This window comes from Streptomyces sp. ICC1 (assembly GCF_003287935.1).
Taxonomy (GTDB): domain Bacteria; phylum Actinomycetota; class Actinomycetes; order Streptomycetales; family Streptomycetaceae; genus Streptomyces; species Streptomyces tritrimontium.
On the sequence record NZ_CP030287.1, the window covers coordinates 7,399,232 to 7,414,693 of the forward strand.

13 protein-coding genes, 1 rRNA gene and 1 pseudogene are annotated in these 15,462 nt (G+C 69.9%); 9 read left to right on the forward strand and 6 right to left on the reverse strand.

Going from position 1 to position 15,462, the window contains the following annotated elements:
- Positions 1-251: 251 nt before the first annotated feature.
- Positions 252-392: a hypothetical protein gene (locus DRB96_RS43360; RefSeq protein ID WP_162688831.1), complete on the reverse strand. Its 141-nt coding sequence runs from the start codon at positions 390-392 to the stop codon at positions 252-254.
- 322 nt (positions 393-714) lie between these two features.
- Here DRB96_RS43360 and DRB96_RS34545 point away from each other — a divergent pair, with 322 nt between their 5' ends.
- Entirely contained in the window at positions 715-2,064 is a 1,350-nt protein-coding gene (locus tag DRB96_RS34545; protein WP_239517794.1) for a serine hydrolase domain-containing protein, read from the forward strand.
- Here DRB96_RS34545 and DRB96_RS45330 read toward each other — a convergent pair.
- Positions 2,049-2,570: a PTS fructose transporter subunit IIA gene (locus tag DRB96_RS45330; protein ID WP_239516899.1), complete on the reverse strand. Its 522-nt coding sequence runs from the start codon at positions 2,568-2,570 to the stop codon at positions 2,049-2,051. The genes DRB96_RS34545 and DRB96_RS45330 overlap by 16 nt on opposite strands.
- A pseudogene (gene dhaL / locus DRB96_RS45335) lies at positions 2,559-3,164 on the reverse strand (dihydroxyacetone kinase subunit DhaL); the annotation flags it as partial. The gene DRB96_RS45330 and the pseudogene dhaL, both read right to left, overlap by 12 nt.
- 119 nt (positions 3,165-3,283) lie before the next feature.
- On the opposite strand from dhaL, the gene rrf reads away from it, so the two are divergent.
- The 3 genes from rrf to DRB96_RS34565 all read left to right on the forward strand — a co-directional run bounded on the left by rrf (position 3,284) and on the right by DRB96_RS34565 (position 4,320).
- Positions 3,284-3,401: ribosomal RNA gene (gene rrf / locus DRB96_RS34555) — 5S ribosomal RNA — on the forward strand.
- 316 nt (positions 3,402-3,717) lie between these two features.
- The gene (locus tag DRB96_RS34560; protein ID WP_162688832.1) at positions 3,718-3,981 is read left to right on the forward strand and encodes a hypothetical protein; all 264 of its coding nucleotides are present in this window, start codon (positions 3,718-3,720) and stop codon (positions 3,979-3,981) included.
- Positions 3,982-4,044: 63 nt separating this feature from the next.
- Positions 4,045-4,320: a hypothetical protein gene (locus tag DRB96_RS34565; protein WP_112451985.1), complete on the forward strand. Its 276-nt coding sequence runs from the start codon at positions 4,045-4,047 to the stop codon at positions 4,318-4,320.
- A gap of 504 nt (positions 4,321-4,824) precedes the next feature.
- Here the strand turns inward: DRB96_RS34565 and DRB96_RS34570 are convergent.
- Entirely contained in the window at positions 4,825-5,229 is a 405-nt protein-coding gene (locus DRB96_RS34570) for a hypothetical protein (protein WP_112451986.1), read from the reverse strand.
- A gap of 580 nt (positions 5,230-5,809) precedes the next feature.
- On the opposite strand from DRB96_RS34570, the gene DRB96_RS34575 reads away from it, so the two are divergent.
- On the forward strand, positions 5,810-7,390 hold the full coding sequence (locus DRB96_RS34575) for an ISL3 family transposase (RefSeq protein WP_239516467.1): 1,581 nt from the start codon (positions 5,810-5,812) through the stop codon (positions 7,388-7,390).
- Positions 7,391-7,471: 81 nt separating this feature from the next.
- Here the strand turns inward: DRB96_RS34575 and DRB96_RS34580 are convergent, their stop codons facing one another.
- Both DRB96_RS34580 and DRB96_RS34585 read right to left on the reverse strand, forming a co-directional pair.
- Positions 7,472-8,317 (reverse strand): PaaX family transcriptional regulator C-terminal domain-containing protein, encoded by an 846-nt coding sequence (locus DRB96_RS34580; RefSeq protein WP_112454079.1) that lies wholly within the window; start codon positions 8,315-8,317, stop codon positions 7,472-7,474.
- Positions 8,318-8,352: 35 nt separating this feature from the next.
- Positions 8,353-8,988: a GNAT family N-acetyltransferase gene (locus DRB96_RS34585; RefSeq protein WP_112451988.1), complete on the reverse strand. Its 636-nt coding sequence runs from the start codon at positions 8,986-8,988 to the stop codon at positions 8,353-8,355.
- 114 nt (positions 8,989-9,102) lie between these two features.
- Here DRB96_RS34585 and DRB96_RS34590 point away from each other — a divergent pair, with 114 nt between their 5' ends.
- The 4 genes from DRB96_RS34590 to DRB96_RS34620 all read left to right on the forward strand — a co-directional run bounded on the left by DRB96_RS34590 (position 9,103) and on the right by DRB96_RS34620 (position 15,434).
- Complete coding sequence (locus DRB96_RS34590) at positions 9,103-10,167, forward strand: alpha/beta hydrolase (RefSeq protein ID WP_112451989.1); 1,065 nt, start codon at positions 9,103-9,105, stop codon at positions 10,165-10,167.
- A 2,723-nt stretch (positions 10,168-12,890) separates the two neighbouring features.
- The gene (locus tag DRB96_RS34610) at positions 12,891-13,625 is read left to right on the forward strand and encodes a TraR/DksA C4-type zinc finger protein (protein ID WP_112451990.1); all 735 of its coding nucleotides are present in this window, start codon (positions 12,891-12,893) and stop codon (positions 13,623-13,625) included.
- Between the two features lie 195 nt (positions 13,626-13,820).
- Positions 13,821-14,384, forward strand: a complete 564-nt coding sequence (gene lspA / locus DRB96_RS34615) for a signal peptidase II (protein WP_112451991.1) — start codon at positions 13,821-13,823, stop codon at positions 14,382-14,384.
- Between the two features lie 108 nt (positions 14,385-14,492).
- On the forward strand, positions 14,493-15,434 hold the full coding sequence (locus DRB96_RS34620) for an RluA family pseudouridine synthase (RefSeq protein WP_112451992.1): 942 nt from the start codon (positions 14,493-14,495) through the stop codon (positions 15,432-15,434).
- Positions 15,435-15,462 lie beyond the last annotated feature (28 nt).

A 15,462-nucleotide genomic window follows, 5' to 3' on the forward strand; every position in this document is an offset into this window, starting at 1 on the left:
AGCGCGGGAGCGGTATCGCCTCCGGGGCGGTGGTGGGCAAGAGTGGTTCGGTGGCTCCCGGGCCGACATGCAATCTTCACGAGATCCGCAGGTCAAGAGCTGTTCATGTGCGGATTCCATCGCCAGGACCCGGTCCGGCCGCAGGTTTCCGCGTCAAGACCCCGTAAACGCTGAGCGATCGCCATGTGCGGGAACCGCACGTGACCGCCGGTAAATTTCCTTCCGCTTTGCCGACCTGCCGCGCTCCCGTGTCACGGTCGCCCGGTCTCCCGCCACCTGCGGAGCAGCGTGCCCCAGGCGCCCGGGCTGCAGTGCCCGGGACAGGCGCAGGCGCCCTCGGCGAGGAGTTCGGCGCGCAGCGACCGCGGGGCGCCGGGGTGGTGGACGGCCATGCGTCGAACGGTGGCGTGATCTCGTCCCCGGCGAGCTCGCGCAGCCGGTCCGCCGTGGTCCCGGGGTCGCGGGCTTCCTGGACGCGCGCGTATCCGAGCACCCGCTCGGCCGGGCCGCGGATCTTGCGAGGTGTCATGCCCCTGATGCTGCCAGGCGTCAAGGGACCCGTACGGGGGAGGTCCGCCCGGTACTTGAGCACGAGGCGGCGCGCGAACGGATCGTCCCCGGGGGTGATGGGCGCGCGCCGGACCCCCGGAAGAATCCGGGGTGGGCATGATCGACCACCTGCCCGCCAGCGCACACCGACTCGGGGAGACACCGGTGCAGCACACCCACTCAGAGCGACACCGCCGCGCACGCAGGACGGCCGCCGCGGCCGCCGTCCTCCTGGCCCTGCTGGCCGGGGCCGCCCCGGCGGCGACCGCCGCCGCCGGGCCGGGGGCCTCGGACTCCGCCGCGCGCGGCCTCGACCGCGAGTCCCTCACCCGGCGGCTCGACGCCGTACGCGACGCCGGCATGTACGGGTCGTACGCCTCCGTCCGCGACGGCCGCGCCCGGTGGGACGGCGCCACCGGCGTCGCGGACACCGCCACCGGGCGCCCCACCCGGCCGGGCATGCGCCACCGGGTCGGCAGCGTCACCAAGTCCTTCACCTCGGTCGCGGTGCTCCAGCTCAGCGCCAAGGGCCGGATCGGGCTCGACCGGCCGGTCGGCGACTACCTCCCCGAGCTGCTCCCGGGCGAGCGCGGCCGCAAGGTCACCGTGCGGATGCTGCTCAACCACACGAGCGGCCTCCCCGACTACGTCGCGGAGGCCTTCCCGTCCTTCAAGGAGAACTCCCCCCGCAGCCTCGACGAGTTCCGCCACCGCACCATCGCGCCCGAGGTGCTGATCGGCTACGGGGTCGGCGCCCCGCAGCTCTTCGAACCCGGCACGGACTGGTCGTACTCGAACACCAACTACCTGCTGCTCGGGGAACTGATCCGCGAGGTCACCGGCAAGGACCCGGAGCGGGTGATCACCGAGAACGTGATCCGCGGGGCCGGGCTGAAGGACACCTACTTCCCCGGCACGGACCCGCGGATCAAGGGCCCGCACTCCAAGCTGTACGAGAACTTCGGCGGGCTCATCGATCCGCCCCGCGACTACTCCGAGTACAACATGACGATGGCCGGCACGGCCGGTGCGCTGATCTCGACCACCCAGGACCTGAACACCTTCTACCGGGCCCTGTTCCAGGGCGGGTTGCTGCCCGCCGCCCAGCTCCGCGAGATGAAGACCGCGGTGCCGGTCAAGGACGGGAGCGGCACCGTGGTCATGGGCTACGGCCTCGGCGTCTACACCGTGGACACCTCGTGCGGCCCGGTGTGGGGCCACGACGGCGCGGTCTGGGGCTCGGGCACCCAGGCGATGTCCACACCCGACGGCAAGCGGCAGGTGGCGCTGGGCATCAACCTGATGGGCTATCAGCGCACGGACGCGCAGGGCCGCCCGGTGCCGCATCCGGTCGACGCGGCCCTGGCCGCCCTGCGCGAACAGGCGCTGTGCGGAGCCGCGCCCCGGGCCGGGGCCGCCGCCGAGCCGAAGGGGCCCGCAGAACCACTGGACACCCTCCTGCTCAAGGGCGCCCTCCCCTCGGCCCCGCCGGCCCCCGGTCAGCGCTTGCGATAGCCGCGCGCGTCCTCGGCGGCGGCCAGCACGGCATCGAGGTCGCCGCCGATCGCCGAGGTCAGGGTGATCGCCACGGCGCCCTCCAGGAACGGCGCGTCCACGATCCGGGCGCCTTCGGGCAGTTGGGAGGGCTCCTCGCCCAGCAGCGACTTCACCGTCAGTACCGCGCTGCCCATGTCGCAGAGCACCGCCACGCCCTGTCCCTCGTCCACGGACCGGGCGGCGGCCGTGATCAGCTCCGCGCTCGTGCCGATACCGCCGTCCGGGGTGCCGCCCGCCACCGCGAGCGGCGCCGGCTCGACCGAGCCGATCAGCGCCCCCGACAGGGCGGCGACGGACTCCGCGACCGCCTTGCTGTGCGAGACCAGGACCACGCCGACCCGGCCGGTACGGGTCTTCGGCGCCGGCCGGTCCGCCGGGGCCGCGGTGACGACCGGCTCCACGGCCGGCTCCCCGGGCGCGAGCTCCGCCCCGGCGGCGTCGACCGCGCTGCGCAGCGCCTCCATCAGCAGGGCCACGGAGTTGGCCCCGGCGTCCTGGTGCCCGACGCTGCGCTCGCCGAGGTAACTGGCCCGGCCCTTGCGGGCTTCGAGCCCCTCGGTGGCGTCGGCGCCCGCGCGGGCCGCCGCTGCCGCCTCGTCCAGGGCCTCGCGCAGCGGGCGGTCCGCCCCGGCGGCTTCGGACAGCGCCTTCACCGCCGGAGCCAGCGCGTCCACCAGCGTGGCGTCGCCGAGCTCGGCGCCGCCCAGCTTCTGCACGGAGCGCAGCCCGGCGCCGAGCGCGGCACCCAGCTCGGCCGCGGTCGGCACCTCGGTGTCCCCGAGCACCTTGCCCGTGCGGCGCAGCGCGGTGCCGAACAGCGGGCCCGACGCGCCGCCCACGGTGTTCGTCAGCGTCGTGCCGGCCAGGGTCAGCAGCGCCCCGGGGGTGGCGGGCCGCTGCTCGGCGACGGCCGCGCCGACGGCGCCGAAGCCCCGTACGAGATTGGCCCCGTGGTCCCCGTCGCCGATGACCGCGTCCAGCTCGGTCAGGCGCGCGCTGTCCCGGCGTACGAGCCGGTTGGTCTCGGCGATCCAGCGGCTGAAGTACGCGGTGTCCAGCGCGGGGTGCGCCGCGGACGGCGCGGACCGCGCGCTCGGGGTCGTCGGCGTGGTCGCGGGCGTGGTCGGCATGGTCGTCATGGTCGTCATGGGGGAGGGCTCCTCGGAGTGGGTAGTGTTTCGGTGGTCATAGCGTTAGGGAAACGCCCGGTTTACATTCCGAACCCGGAAGCTAAGCCTTTCAGCGCCGATGGTACTGCAGGGGGGACCCTGTGGGAGAGTAGGACGCCGCCGAACAATTATTGTGGGAAAGCCCCGCACCTTATGGTGCGGGGCTTTTCTGCGTTCTGGACCAGATCATTTGTTCCATGCAACGCGTGCGGCGCAGAATGCGGCGGGCAAAATGCGCCGCCGCCGCGCCCGCAGCGTGCGATGATCCGGTTCATGACATCCACGGGAAGGGACCGTGCCGCGTAGAGCGCCGGCGACACTTCGACCGCGTGAGCGGGGCTCGCGCAATCCGTGGGCGCGGTACCGCGATGTCCCAGGACTGTCGGGTGCGGCGAACGCGGCCGTCCGGGTCCTCGAGCGCGACCGCTTGACCCCGGGCATCGTGTCCGTCGCACTCAGCGTGTGGTCCGTCCGAGTCCACGGGAGCAAGCGCCGCTGGAAGCGGTGGGAGTCGGAGTTCACCTGCTCGTGCTGCGGCGAGGGCTGGGCGCGGGACAAGCTGCAGGAAGCCCTTTTCCTGTTGCCGCCGAAAGCCTCCGCGGAACTGCGTGCACGGGTCGAGGCCCTGGACGACATGCTCCTCAACCGAACCCACCACGAACCCCTGACACCAACGGAGTTGGCGTGGTGGCACCGCCGCTGCTGACCGTGTCAGTGGTGTGTGCTGGGATGGCCGGACTCTGAACTCCACTGCTGGGAGAACGAACTGATGCCCGTGTACTCGTCTTTGAACCGCGCCCTGACCGAGGCCTTGGTCGATGTCCTCTGGTTCGTGGAGGGCAGCGAGGACGAGCAGATGGATCCCGACGACGCGGTCAAGGTCTTGGAGGGCGCCGCCCACCTGGTGGGCGACCTGTCGAACGACCAGCGGACCGAATTCCTCGAGCTGCTGGGGAAGATGGCCGCGGAGGAGACCGATCCGTCGCGCCGTGAGTTCCTCGAGGACTTCCCGGAAGCCTTCGGCCTCCTGGACGACGCAGCCTGACCTGCCCCCGTCGGTGGGGCGAAAACGAAAGAACAGGCCCGACTGACCACGCCAGCTGGTCAGCGCCTGGACGGCCGCCGTACGAGGGCGAGCAGATGCATGCTGGTTACGGCTGAGCGGCTGAGCGGCTGCGGCCACCAGGCCGCCGGGCCTGACGGTCCGGTGTGCTCCCGCCATGCTCGTGCCCGGCCCGAAGGATCAGGTAGCTGGCAGAGGGGACCGAGCAGGAGCACCGCGTCGATCGATTCGTCCTCCCGGTCCAGTTGCTGCGCGTCCCCGACCAAGGCCGTCAGCCCAGGGCCGGGCCTGGCTGACGTGCCGCTGCACGGGATCGACCCCAGTGACCCGGTATCCGTCGTCCGTGAGCCACCGGCGTGCACGCCGGCCCCCTGCCGACATCCAGGATGTCCGCGGGCGGGGCCGGAAGGTGTCGACGCAGCGGCTCCTGGGTCCGGACCAGCTCGAGCGTCCCGATCGTGCGGCCCGAAGTGAGACGGGCGGCCCTCAGGGGTGAACGGCGCGGACGTGGCCGGCGGAGAGGTGGAGCTCGTACGGCAGGCAGCAGTCGGAGCAGAGCGTTGCGACGAGTGTCCCGCAGGGGCACATCTGGTTCATCCCGCCGTCCGGAGTCGCTCCGCAGCAGGCGGCGGACGCGTGCCGCAGCTCCAGGCCGCGGGCGTCACCCGGGTTGATGACGATGTTGCCCCGCGGGCCCCGCGACACCAGCGGCTGCCCGTGCACGTCGCTCTTCGCCCCCCGACGCGGCATCACGGGCCCGGGTGCTCGGGCGACCACCAGGGGCGCTCCGTACGGCTCCGTCTCGATCGCGTAGCAGCCCGGAGGCACGGTGGCCGGTGACGGGCCGGGCTCGTCGGCGTCCCACCACGCGTAATACGGAGCCTCGGGCACCGCGGGCAGTCGTGTGAGTGCCTCGGTCAGGGAGACTCCACACGTAGCGCACACGAAAACCACCGCTCCGGCCTCCGTGGCTCCCTGGGCGATGTCGCCGGCAAAGGCGGGCTGTCGGTGCTCCGACAACCCTGTCGGCGGCCGTGGCAAAGTCCAGTTGTGGAGCCAGTTGAGTCCGGACCGCACCATCAGTTTCAACTCGGTGCGCTACTCGACCCCGCCGGGCTATACCGGCGCGAGGGTGTGGTGCCGGGGCGTCAACGGCAGAGTCGACCAGGCCCGCGGTCTTGCGGCCACGGCAGGGCGGTTTGCCGACGGCGACCTGCTCGCGATCCTGGGACACATCGCGGACAGCAAGCCCGCCGGAGGGCAAGTAAGCAACGACCCCAGGAGAGTTGAAGCCCAGCCGAACAGGGTCAGTCGCCGAGGAATGTCGGCGTACACCCGAACATGGCTCTGGCAAGATTTTCGTAGGCGAAGATCATCTCGTCAGGAGGGGCAGTCGGTCTGCGCGGCGGGCAGTCTTTGACTGTGCCCTGGTGAACTGGTCGGTCTGTTGCCGCAGTTGGCTGATGTCCTCGTGGACTCGGTCGAGGTCTCTGATGCTGTGGTGGCGGTCCGGGCCCGCACGAGATCCGGTGTTCCAGCGGGATGTACGGGATGCGGACAGCTCAGCGGGTGGCGCCACAGCCGCTATGTACGGCGCCTTTCCGACGTCACGCTCGCAGGCAAGCCTTTACGCATCATCTTGTCCGTACGCCGTCTGTACTGCGAAAACATGGCCTGCTCGAAGGCGACTTTCGCCGAGCAAGTACCGGGGCTGACCGTGCGCTACCAGCGGCGGACACCGGCGTTGCAGCGCCTGGTGGAGGACGTCGGAGTCGTGCTGGCCGGCCGGGGCGGTTCCCGGATGCTTCGGATGCTGAACATCAGGCTTTCGCGGGTCGCCGTCCTGTCCCAGCTGATGCGGGTGCCGTTGCCGCCGCTGGTTGCGCCGCGGGTGCTGGGGGTGGACGACTTCGCACTCTACGGCGACACCTACGGAACTCTCCTGGTCGACGCCACCACGCGGCTCCCGCTTACGCTTTGGGAAGGACGCGACGCGGAACGGCTCGGCCGCTGGCTCCGCGAACACCCAGGGGTTGAGGTCGCCTGCCGCGACGGCTCCCTCGCCTACCGGCAGGGCATCACCGTCGGCGCCCCGGACGCCGTGCAGGTCAGTGACCGCTTTCACCTTTGGCAGGGCCTCTCCCGCCGAGTCCAGGACATCGCCTCCACCCACCGCGGCTGCCTGCCCGCAGCACTGCCTCCGATCAACGACACCGCTGCCGCACCGGTCGAGGAGTGCGTCGAGAACACCACCGAGGACACGCTGGCCGAGCGTCACGCTCGAAGGCTTTTCGAAGCCGTTCAGGCTTTGACCCGCTCTGGCCGGAGCCACAGCTCCGTGGCCCGGGAGCTCGGCCTGAACCGCCGCACCGTCAGCAAGTACGCCCGAGCCCGCACCTGGCAGGAGGTCGTGCGGCGCCCTCCACGCAAGTTCTCTACCCTGGATCCCTACCTCGACTACCTGCAGCAACGCTGGGACGAGGGACAGCACAGCGCCAAGATCCTGCACGAAGAACTGCAGACCAAGGGCTATCCCGGCCACTACCAGCGCGTGAAGATGGCCGTCGCACCGCTCAGGCGGGGCCTGCCTCTGGACGAGCCCCGCGAGCGGCCGCCCTCACCACGCGAAGCCGCCCGATGGATCACGACCCACCCTCACCGGCGCAGCCCGCACATCAACGACCGCCTGCCCCGCCTCCTCGACCACTGCCCTGAACTCAGGACCGCGCACGACCTGGTCCGCCGGTTCGCCGACATGCTCGACAACCGCGACGCGACATCCCTGCCCAAGTGGCTGGACGACCTCGCGAACACCGGACTCGCACCGCTGACCGGCCTTGCCAGGGCCCTGCGCGAAGACCGGGATGCCGTCACCCAGGGCATCACCACCCCCTACAACTCCGGGGTCAACGAGGGCCGGATCACCGACGTCAAGCTGCAGAAACGCATCATGGCCGGACGCGCCGGCGTCCGTCTCCTCAGACACCGCGTCGTCCTGATCGCCCACCTCCGACGACGCTATGCCGACCGGCCGACCATCTCACCGAGATGATCTTCGCCTACGAAAATCTTGCCAGAGCCCCGAACATGCACCGGTCGGTACGAATCAAAGTGCACGCCCTCTGTCCCGTACTCAGCGCGCGGCCCGGTCTGCAGCTTCTCGGGTGATGTCGGCGTAGAGGCGGAAGAGGGCTGGGCGGGCTTCGCCGCCTTCTCGTTCGTGCAGGACCGCCCAGCACCGGGCGACGAGCTCCCGGGCCTGGGTGCCGGGCCAGGGCTGGGGCAGGAGCTGAGGCGGCAGCAGCGGGTCGGGCTCCATGGCGCGGGTGAGTTCGGCGGCCAGCTCGACCGCGATGGTGAGGAGTGAGGATGAGGAGAGTTCGGCAGGGCCGGTGAGCCGGGCGAGGCGGGGCTGGGTGATGCGGCTGAGGCGGTGGTAGCGGTCGGCGATCTCCTGCAGGGACCACAGGCGGCGGGCGAGTTCGACAGGCTCTTGGGTGTCGCCCTTGCGCAGGTCAGTCGTGGTGAGGAGGGTGAGCGCTTCGTCGGCGCCGAGGCGGTGGGCCGCTTCTTCGACGTACGGTTCCCAGGCGTTGGCGCAGACGTACAGTCCGCCCTGGAGCGGGGCGCCGCCGAAGTGGACGAGGGTCTCACGCAGGGCGTCCCGGGCCGTGCGGGCCGATTCGGGCACCGCGAAGGCCGCCAGGTGCCAGACACCGTCCCAGGGCGCGAGCCCGGCGTCTTGCTGGAACGCGTGCCGGAGGAAGTCCGCGTTGGGGGCCAGGGCACGCGTGGTGTCCGCGGTCGCGTGCAGCTGCGCCTTGCGGCCACGGCCCTCGTGGGTGAACCGGCCCTCGGCCACGAGGCGTTTGGCGCACAGCCGCACCTGCTGGTCGCTCATGCCCAGGGTGTTGGCGACGGTGTAGAGCTCGTCCGCGCCGACGGTGCCGTCCTCGCGGATCAGCGCGTGGACGAGCATGCGGGTGGGGACCTCGACGTGGTCCGCCTCGGCGCTCACAGTTCTTTCGCCCCTCTCGTTCCGACGGTGCGACGCATGGTGGTCACCGCGCCGAACCCCAGCAGCCCGCGCAGGTAGGGCGTGCGCTCGGTCCCCACGGCCGTGAAGCCGCGCCGCTCGTACAGGGCCCTGGCGCGCGGATTGGTGTCGATCACATCCAGTCTGATCTCCCGGCAGTGCTGCTCCGCCGCCACGGCGGCCACTTCCTCGATGAGCAGGCTCCCTACACCACGCCCGCGTATGCCCGGGTCCACGGCGATGCCGTCCATGACGAGCTGTCCGGGGGCCGGGTGGCGTTCGAACAGGGCGAGGAGCAGGAGCCTGGGCAGCCCCCGCAAGTGTCCGTACACGCGCAGCACGGCGGAGGCCGATCCCCCGGTGAGGGCACGGCCGCCGAGCTGGTAGCCGGCGAGGCCGACGAGCTGCCCGTCGAGGATCGCGCACACCGCGCGATCAGCGTTCAGGTGGGCGGCGATGAAGGGCACCGCCTTGTCCGGCGGGTTCAGCGCGGGGCCGAGTTTACGGCCGAAGGCGGCCCAGTACATCTCGGCCGCCCGCCGCTCGGCGCCGGCCGGAAGGCCCCGCCGGACCGTCACCGGTCCAGCACCGGTGTCCGTCGTGTCCGTTCCCATGCCGTGCCCTCTTCTCTCACTGCAACCCGGAACTCAAAACTATCACGCTTACAACGATCGTACTCGTTCTGATAGTTTCAGGTTCGCTCACCTGAACAGAGGCGGTCAGATCCCATGCATCCAAAGATCCAGCCCCGACGGCGCGGGCTCCGCACAGCCGTGTGGTCACTCGTCACGGCCCTGGTCGTGGCCGCCGGTCTCGTCAGCGTGGTGCTGTGGCAGCACTCCTACGCCATGGACGAGCAGCGGGTATCGATCCGCCACGGCGGCCACATCCTCAACGGAGTACTGACCACCCCCAAGGACAGCCGCAAGCACCACGGCCTGGTCGTGTACGTCCACGGCGACGGCCCCGTCGACGCCACCCATGACGACGGGTACAAGCCCCTGTGGGAAGCGAACGCCAAGGCCGGCTACGCCTCCCTGTCCTGGGACAAGCCCGGCGTCGCGGGCGCGCCCGGGAACTGGCTCGGCCAGTCCATGGACGACCGGGCCGACGAGGCAGCCGCCGCCATCGCCTGGGCGCGCACCCGCCCGGACATCGACGGCGAACGGATCGGGCTCTGGGGCGCCAGCCAGGCGGGCTGGGTCCTGCCGAAGGTCGCAGCCAAGACGCCCGTGAGCTTCGTCATCGCCGTCTCGCCCGCGATCAACTGGCTCCAGCAGGGCCGCTACAACCTCCTCGCCGAGCTGCGCGCCGACGGCGCGCCGGCAGCCCGTACCAACGCGGCGATCGCCAAGAGCGACACGACCCGACGGCTGCTGGAACGCCACGCGACCTTCGAGGAGTACGTCAAGGCCATGGGCGGCGACGCGGACGGCATGACCGACGATCGCTGGGGCTTCATCTCCAAGAACTACACCGCGGACGCCACGCAAGACCTTCGCGCCCTGCGCGGCGTACCGGTGCTGCTGGCCCTCGCGGGTCATGACATCAACGTAGACATCGCCGACACGGAGCGCGTCTACCGCGAGGTGCTGGACGCAGGCGGTGCCTTGACGGCCAAGCGCTACCCGGACGCGACCCATTCATTGCTCAAGCAGTCCATCGAGCAGTCGGACCTCAAGATCACGCTCACTGCGCTCTTCTCGCCCCGCTCGCTCTTCGCGGACGGATTCCTGGACGGCCAACGACAGTTCCTCAAGGAACTCGAACAAGGCGGCAACGCCACCCCGTGACAGTCCGGCAAGATCGGCCATGACGCGTGGTGCACGTTCGCGAATACGGCCCGCTGCACTTTGAAGCGTACGCCGACAAGGAACCACACATACAGGTGCGAACCGCGCTCGACGACCTGGCACAACTCGCGGGCCTGAGTGACCCACTCGCCACCACAGGCGGCCGGAAGCCGGTCGAGTTCCGCCAGCAGCAACGGCATCTGCCGCTGGTTGAACACAGCGTCCCCATACGGAGTCAGGACCCAGAGCACCGGAAAGTCCGCCGAGTCCAGATCCGCGAAGGCAGCGGTCCACTCCACACCGGCCGGAACGATGTGCCCGTGCATGGTGATGATCAGGTTGGCGAGGGTGTCGAGGGTGGAGCCGAGCGGGTGTGCGCTGGTTGCGGCGGCCGCGCGTTCATCGCGGATAGCGAGGAGTTCTGGGAGGACGCGGATCCTGGCGAGGCCTGCTGCCCGTGCGGGAGCGAGAAGTTCGAGACCGCGGTCGCGTTCTCCCTAGCCGGTGACGGGTCGGTCCGCGGTGCCAGAGGGACGGGGCCGCGGGAGTGTATGTCGACTGGAAGATCGACTACGGGCCCTCGGATCACCTCCTGACCATGGTCTAGGTCTGCGGAGCGACCGTCCGAACAGGCTGCGGTTCGCAGAAGGTCCCGTCCCGGAAGCTGTCCGGCGGGGTGCCGCGGAGATCTCGGCGTGGGCCGACGGCACAAGCGGTTGACCTGACCGGCCTGAGGGCTGGTTCTACGAGCCCCGCCGGGGGTGGCGGGGCCCGTAGAACGTGCCGTCGCGGAGCATGGCGAACCGCACGCTGATGCGTTGGCGGGCGGGGTGGAGACGGGAGTCGTTCGTTCACGGCTTCGGGGTCACCTTGGCGCCGCCGCTGTGATCGATGTCGATGAAGAAGCGTCGAGGATGCGCGGATGTGTGGCTCGCCGAGCGAGGCGTTGTCGAGGCTCCTGGGGGATGGGCCGATGTCGAGGGCCTGACCGGCCGCTCACCGCCAACGAGGTCGCGCACTCCTGGGCCGGTGAGGTGTTCACTGACGAGTGCTTGGACGTGGCCCAGCAGGTACGGCAGGCCTTGGGCTGCTGGATCTCCTCGACGACTCCTGGGCGACGTGCGAGATCCGGTTCGCGGACCAGGGATCGGAGGGGCCTCTGCCCGCCAACCTGTTGTGGGACGGCTAGTGCTGTGACCGGAAAGGTCCACCGGGTCACGGCGCCCGGCACGGCACCTCGCCGCGTTGTCGGACCACCGAAGTACGTCCAGTACAAGCGGCGGCCCTCCGCCCGGGGGCCCCTCCCAGCGGTAGCTGGGGGAGATGCACCGCACCGGACACCGCGACCCGGCAAACCTTCCCGGTCACAGCACTAGCGCCGACGGCTCGAGACAGATCGGGACGCCGAGGCCGTCACCTCCTCCCTCTGGGTCGACCGGTTCGAGGATCGCGACACCGCCGCGACGGCGTTCGCCGAGCTGCTTGGGAACGCGAAGCGTGTGACTTCCGATGTCGCGTCAAGACGACGTCGCTACTCGGCTCGGCACAGATCTTGGGGAGGGGGTTGAACCACTGAGGCTTGGTCATCGCTCATTGCGGTGTAAATCGTCACGATCGAGGCGACAGTCTCGATTTGAACCGGCCCAACGATCCGCAGCCACGCGAGTTCACAGAGTCCGTCGAACCGCCGGACATGGTCAGCGGTGTCCGCGGGCCATGGGTGCGGTAGCGCCGGGAGGTGGATCAGGGAGATCTCGTCGATGAAGCTGCCGGCGATCTGTGGGGGCTTGTCGACCGAGACGTGGTGGAGGTTGGAGAGGGAGATGACTACGTCCGGCTTCCATGGCCCTCCCTGAGGGTGATCTCCAGGGAGTCTTCCTCGGCGAAGGCGTCGAACGAGACGCGCCTGATGGAGTAGCCGACGCATGGTGCGAGGTGCGTGGCGCCTCATTCTTGTCCGTCACAGCGAGAGGCTACGAGCACCGGTGGCCTGCGGGTGTCGGGCGGTGCACCGTGTGCCTGGCCGTGCCGTCCTCTTGTGTGAGTACGAAGGCCGGCGCCACCCCGGGCCGGTGAGGGTACGGGGGTGCGGGGGGTCGTGTCGCGTCGATTTTGAACCTTCGGGGGGTGTCATGTAGAGTCAAACGGTTGCCTGGAACTGGACAAGTTCGGCAACAAGCCCCCAGAGAAGCAATTCCGAGTGGGCACCCTCGACTCCTCATCCAGGAATCTGAAGCCGGGAAATCCGGTGGAAAACTTCTGATAGAGTCGGACTCGCCGGAAAGGGAAACGCGAAAGCGAAGAACTGGAAAGCGAAACCCGCTTCGACCGGGAATCGGACACGAAAGAGTCTGATAGAGTCGGAGACACAAGAACGAAAGAAGCGCCCGGAGGAAAGCCCGAGAGGGTGAGTACAAAGGAAGCGTCCGTTCCTTGAGAACTCAACAGCGTGCCAAAAATCAACGCCAAAAAGTTGATACCCCGTCCATTTCGGTGGATGAGGTTCCTTTGAAAAAGACCTGTGAGGTCGCGGTTCTGCCCGTCGGATGTGTATAAGGGGCGGGGGTGGGGTGCGAGGGGCGGATTACCGGGCCCCCCGCTGGGCACAACGGATGCAGGTTGACCTCGTTGGACGCGTGCCCCGTTGCCGTGGGGCCGGAGTCGATTTATCGTTCCGGCATGATTCGCGAGCAATGATCACAGTATGTGAAGGGGCCGCGGCCATGGTGGCGAAGAAGACCGCCGGGAGTACACCCGAGAAGGCTGCGGAGAAGGCTGCCGTGACGAAGAAGTCCGCCGCCGATACGCCGGCGCCTTCGCCGGCGCCGGCGAAGAAGACGGCCGCCGCGAAGGCGCCCGCCGAGAAGGCTGCCGCCGTCAAGAAGACGGCCGCGAAGAAGGCCACGGCCAAGACGGCCGGAGCCGAGGGGGCGGCGCAGGCCGCGCGACAGACGGGAGCCCGCAAAGTGGTCGCCAAGAAGAGCACCGGCACGGCCAGGAAGACGGCCGCGGCCGCGAGGAGCGGGCTGCCCAAGGCGCGGGGCGCGGGGGCGGGCACGCCGGGCGAGCTCGCCGTACGGCCCGGGGAGGACCCGTGGACGCACGAGGAGGTCGAGGAGGCCCGCAGCGAGCTGATGAGCGAGGTGCTGCGGCTGCGCGCCGAGCTCGACGCCTCCGAGGCGGCCATTTCGGGCCTGATGCGGGACTCCGGCGACGGCGCGGGCGACGACCAGGCCGACACGGGCACCAAGAACATCACCCGGGAGTCCGAGCTGTCCCTCGCGGCGAACGCCTCCTTGATGCTGGAGCAGACGGAGCGGGCCGTGGAGCGCCTGGAGTCGGGCACGTACGGGATCTGCGAGAACTGCGGCCAGCCCATCGGCAAGGCCAGGATGCAGGCCTTCCCGAGGGCCACGCTGTGCGTGGACTGCAAGCAGAAGCAGGAGCGGCGGCACTAGGCCGTCTCTTTCGGATCTTGCCGGGCGTGTGGCGGGTCTGCGTGACGCACGCCCCCGGCCGTCCGGTGACGACGCCGGGCGGCGGCCCGTGGGTGCCCTGACGTACCCTCGTGTCTCGTCAGGGTCCAGGAACCTGGCGGGGCGGTCGGCGCGGTGCCGTCCAACACCTGGTTCGAGCTAGTTCGAGGGACTCACGTGACAGAGGCGGAGCGCATCATCGGTACGCCGGAGGCCGGGGAAGACGACACCCAGCCGGAGTCCGCGGCGCCCAAGGGGCGACGGCGGATCGCGGCGCTGCTCGTCGTGGCGGTGCTGGCCTACCTGCTGGACCTCGGCAGCAAGATGCTCGTCGTCGCGAAGCTGGAGCACCAGCCTCCGATCCAGGTCATCGGCGATCTCCTGAAGTTCGAGGCGATCCGCAATCCCGGCGCCGCCTTCGGCTTCGGCGAGGCCTTCACGATCATCTTCACCTGCATCGCCGCCACCGTCATCGTGGTGATCGTGCGCCTCGCGCGGAAGCTCTACAGCCTGCCGTGGGCGATCGCCCTGGGCCTGCTGCTGGGCGGTGCGCTGGGCAATCTGACCGACCGGATCTTCCGCTCGCCGGGCGTCTTCCGGGGCGCGGTCGTCGACTTCATCGCCCCCTCCCACTTCGCGGTCTTCAACCTCGCGGACTCGGCGATCGTGTGCGGCGGGATCCTGATCGTCCTGCTGTCGTTCAAGGGCCTGGACCCGGACGGCACCGTCCACAAGGACTGACGGGGACCCGCCGGGGCGGACCGGGGGACCGGCCTCCGGAGGGTCGCGGAAGCGATCGCGGAAGTGATCGCGGGACCGGTCGTCTGTCCGGTCCTGCATACTCGACGAGTGAGTACGATTCCCGAGATCCGAACCCTGCCCGTTCCCGATGGCCTAGAGGGCGAGCGCGTCGACGCCGCCATCGCCCGTATGTTCGGTTTCTCCCGGACGAAGGCGGCCGACCTCGCGGCCGCGGGAAAGGTGTCGGTCGACGGCAGTGTCGTCGGGAAGTCCGAGCGTGTGCACGGTGGCGCCTGGCTCGAAGTCGAGATGCCCGAACCGCCGCGGAAGATCGAGCTCGTCGCCGAGCCCGTCCCCGGCATGGAGATCGTCCATGACGACGACGACATCGTCGTCATCATGAAGCCGGTCGGCGTCGCCGCCCACCCCAGCCCCGGCTGGACCGGCACCACGGTCATCGGCGGCCTCGCCGCCGCCGGCTACCGCATCTCCACCTCCGGTGCCGCCGAGCGCCAGGGCATCGTGCACCGCCTCGACGTCGGCACGTCCGGCCTGATGGCCGTCGCGAAGTCGGAGCGCGCCTACACCTCCCTGAAGAACCAGTTCCGCGAGCGGATCGTGGACAAGCGCTACCACGCGCTGGTCCAGGGCCACCCGGACCCGATGAGCGGCACGATCGACGCGCCGATCGGCCGCCACCCCAGCGCCGACTACAAGTGGGCCGTGACGACGGAGGGCAAGCCCTCCGTCACCCACTACGACCTGATCGAGGCGTTCCGCGCCGCGTCGCTGCTGGACATCAAGCTGGAGACCGGCCGCACGCACCAGATCCGCGTGCACATGGCCGCCCACAAGCACCCCTGCGTCGGCGACCTGACGTACGGCGCCGACCCGACCGTGTCCAAGCGGCTGGGGCTCACCCGGCAGTGGCTGCACGCGGTGCGGCTCGGCTTCGAGCACCCCTCGGACGGCCAGTGGGTGGAGTTCGCGAGCACCTACCCGGCGGACCTGCAGCACGCGCTGGACGTGATCCGGAAGGAAAGCGAGTGACGGACCCCGGTCCCCCCGCCGTCTCGGT

Excerpts from the sequence above, each read along its gene's own strand:
- DRB96_RS43360 (WP_162688831.1), bottom strand. The coding sequence starts at position 392 with ATGGCCGTCCACCACCCCGGCGCCCCGCGGTCGCTGCGCGCCGAACTC.
- DRB96_RS45330 (WP_239516899.1), bottom strand. The coding sequence starts at position 2,570 with ATGGAGGCGCTGCGCAGCGCGGTCGACGCCGCCGGGGCGGAGCTCGCG.
- DRB96_RS34565 (WP_112451985.1), top strand. The coding sequence starts at position 4,045 with ATGCCCGTGTACTCGTCTTTGAACCGCGCCCTGACCGAGGCCTTGGTC.
- DRB96_RS34580 (WP_112454079.1), bottom strand. The coding sequence starts at position 8,317 with ATGCTCGTCCACGCGCTGATCCGCGAGGACGGCACCGTCGGCGCGGAC.
- DRB96_RS34585 (WP_112451988.1), bottom strand. The coding sequence starts at position 8,988 with ATGGGAACGGACACGACGGACACCGGTGCTGGACCGGTGACGGTCCGG.
- DRB96_RS34590 (WP_112451989.1), top strand. The coding sequence starts at position 9,103 with ATGCATCCAAAGATCCAGCCCCGACGGCGCGGGCTCCGCACAGCCGTG.
- DRB96_RS34610 (WP_112451990.1), top strand. The coding sequence starts at position 12,891 with ATGGTGGCGAAGAAGACCGCCGGGAGTACACCCGAGAAGGCTGCGGAG.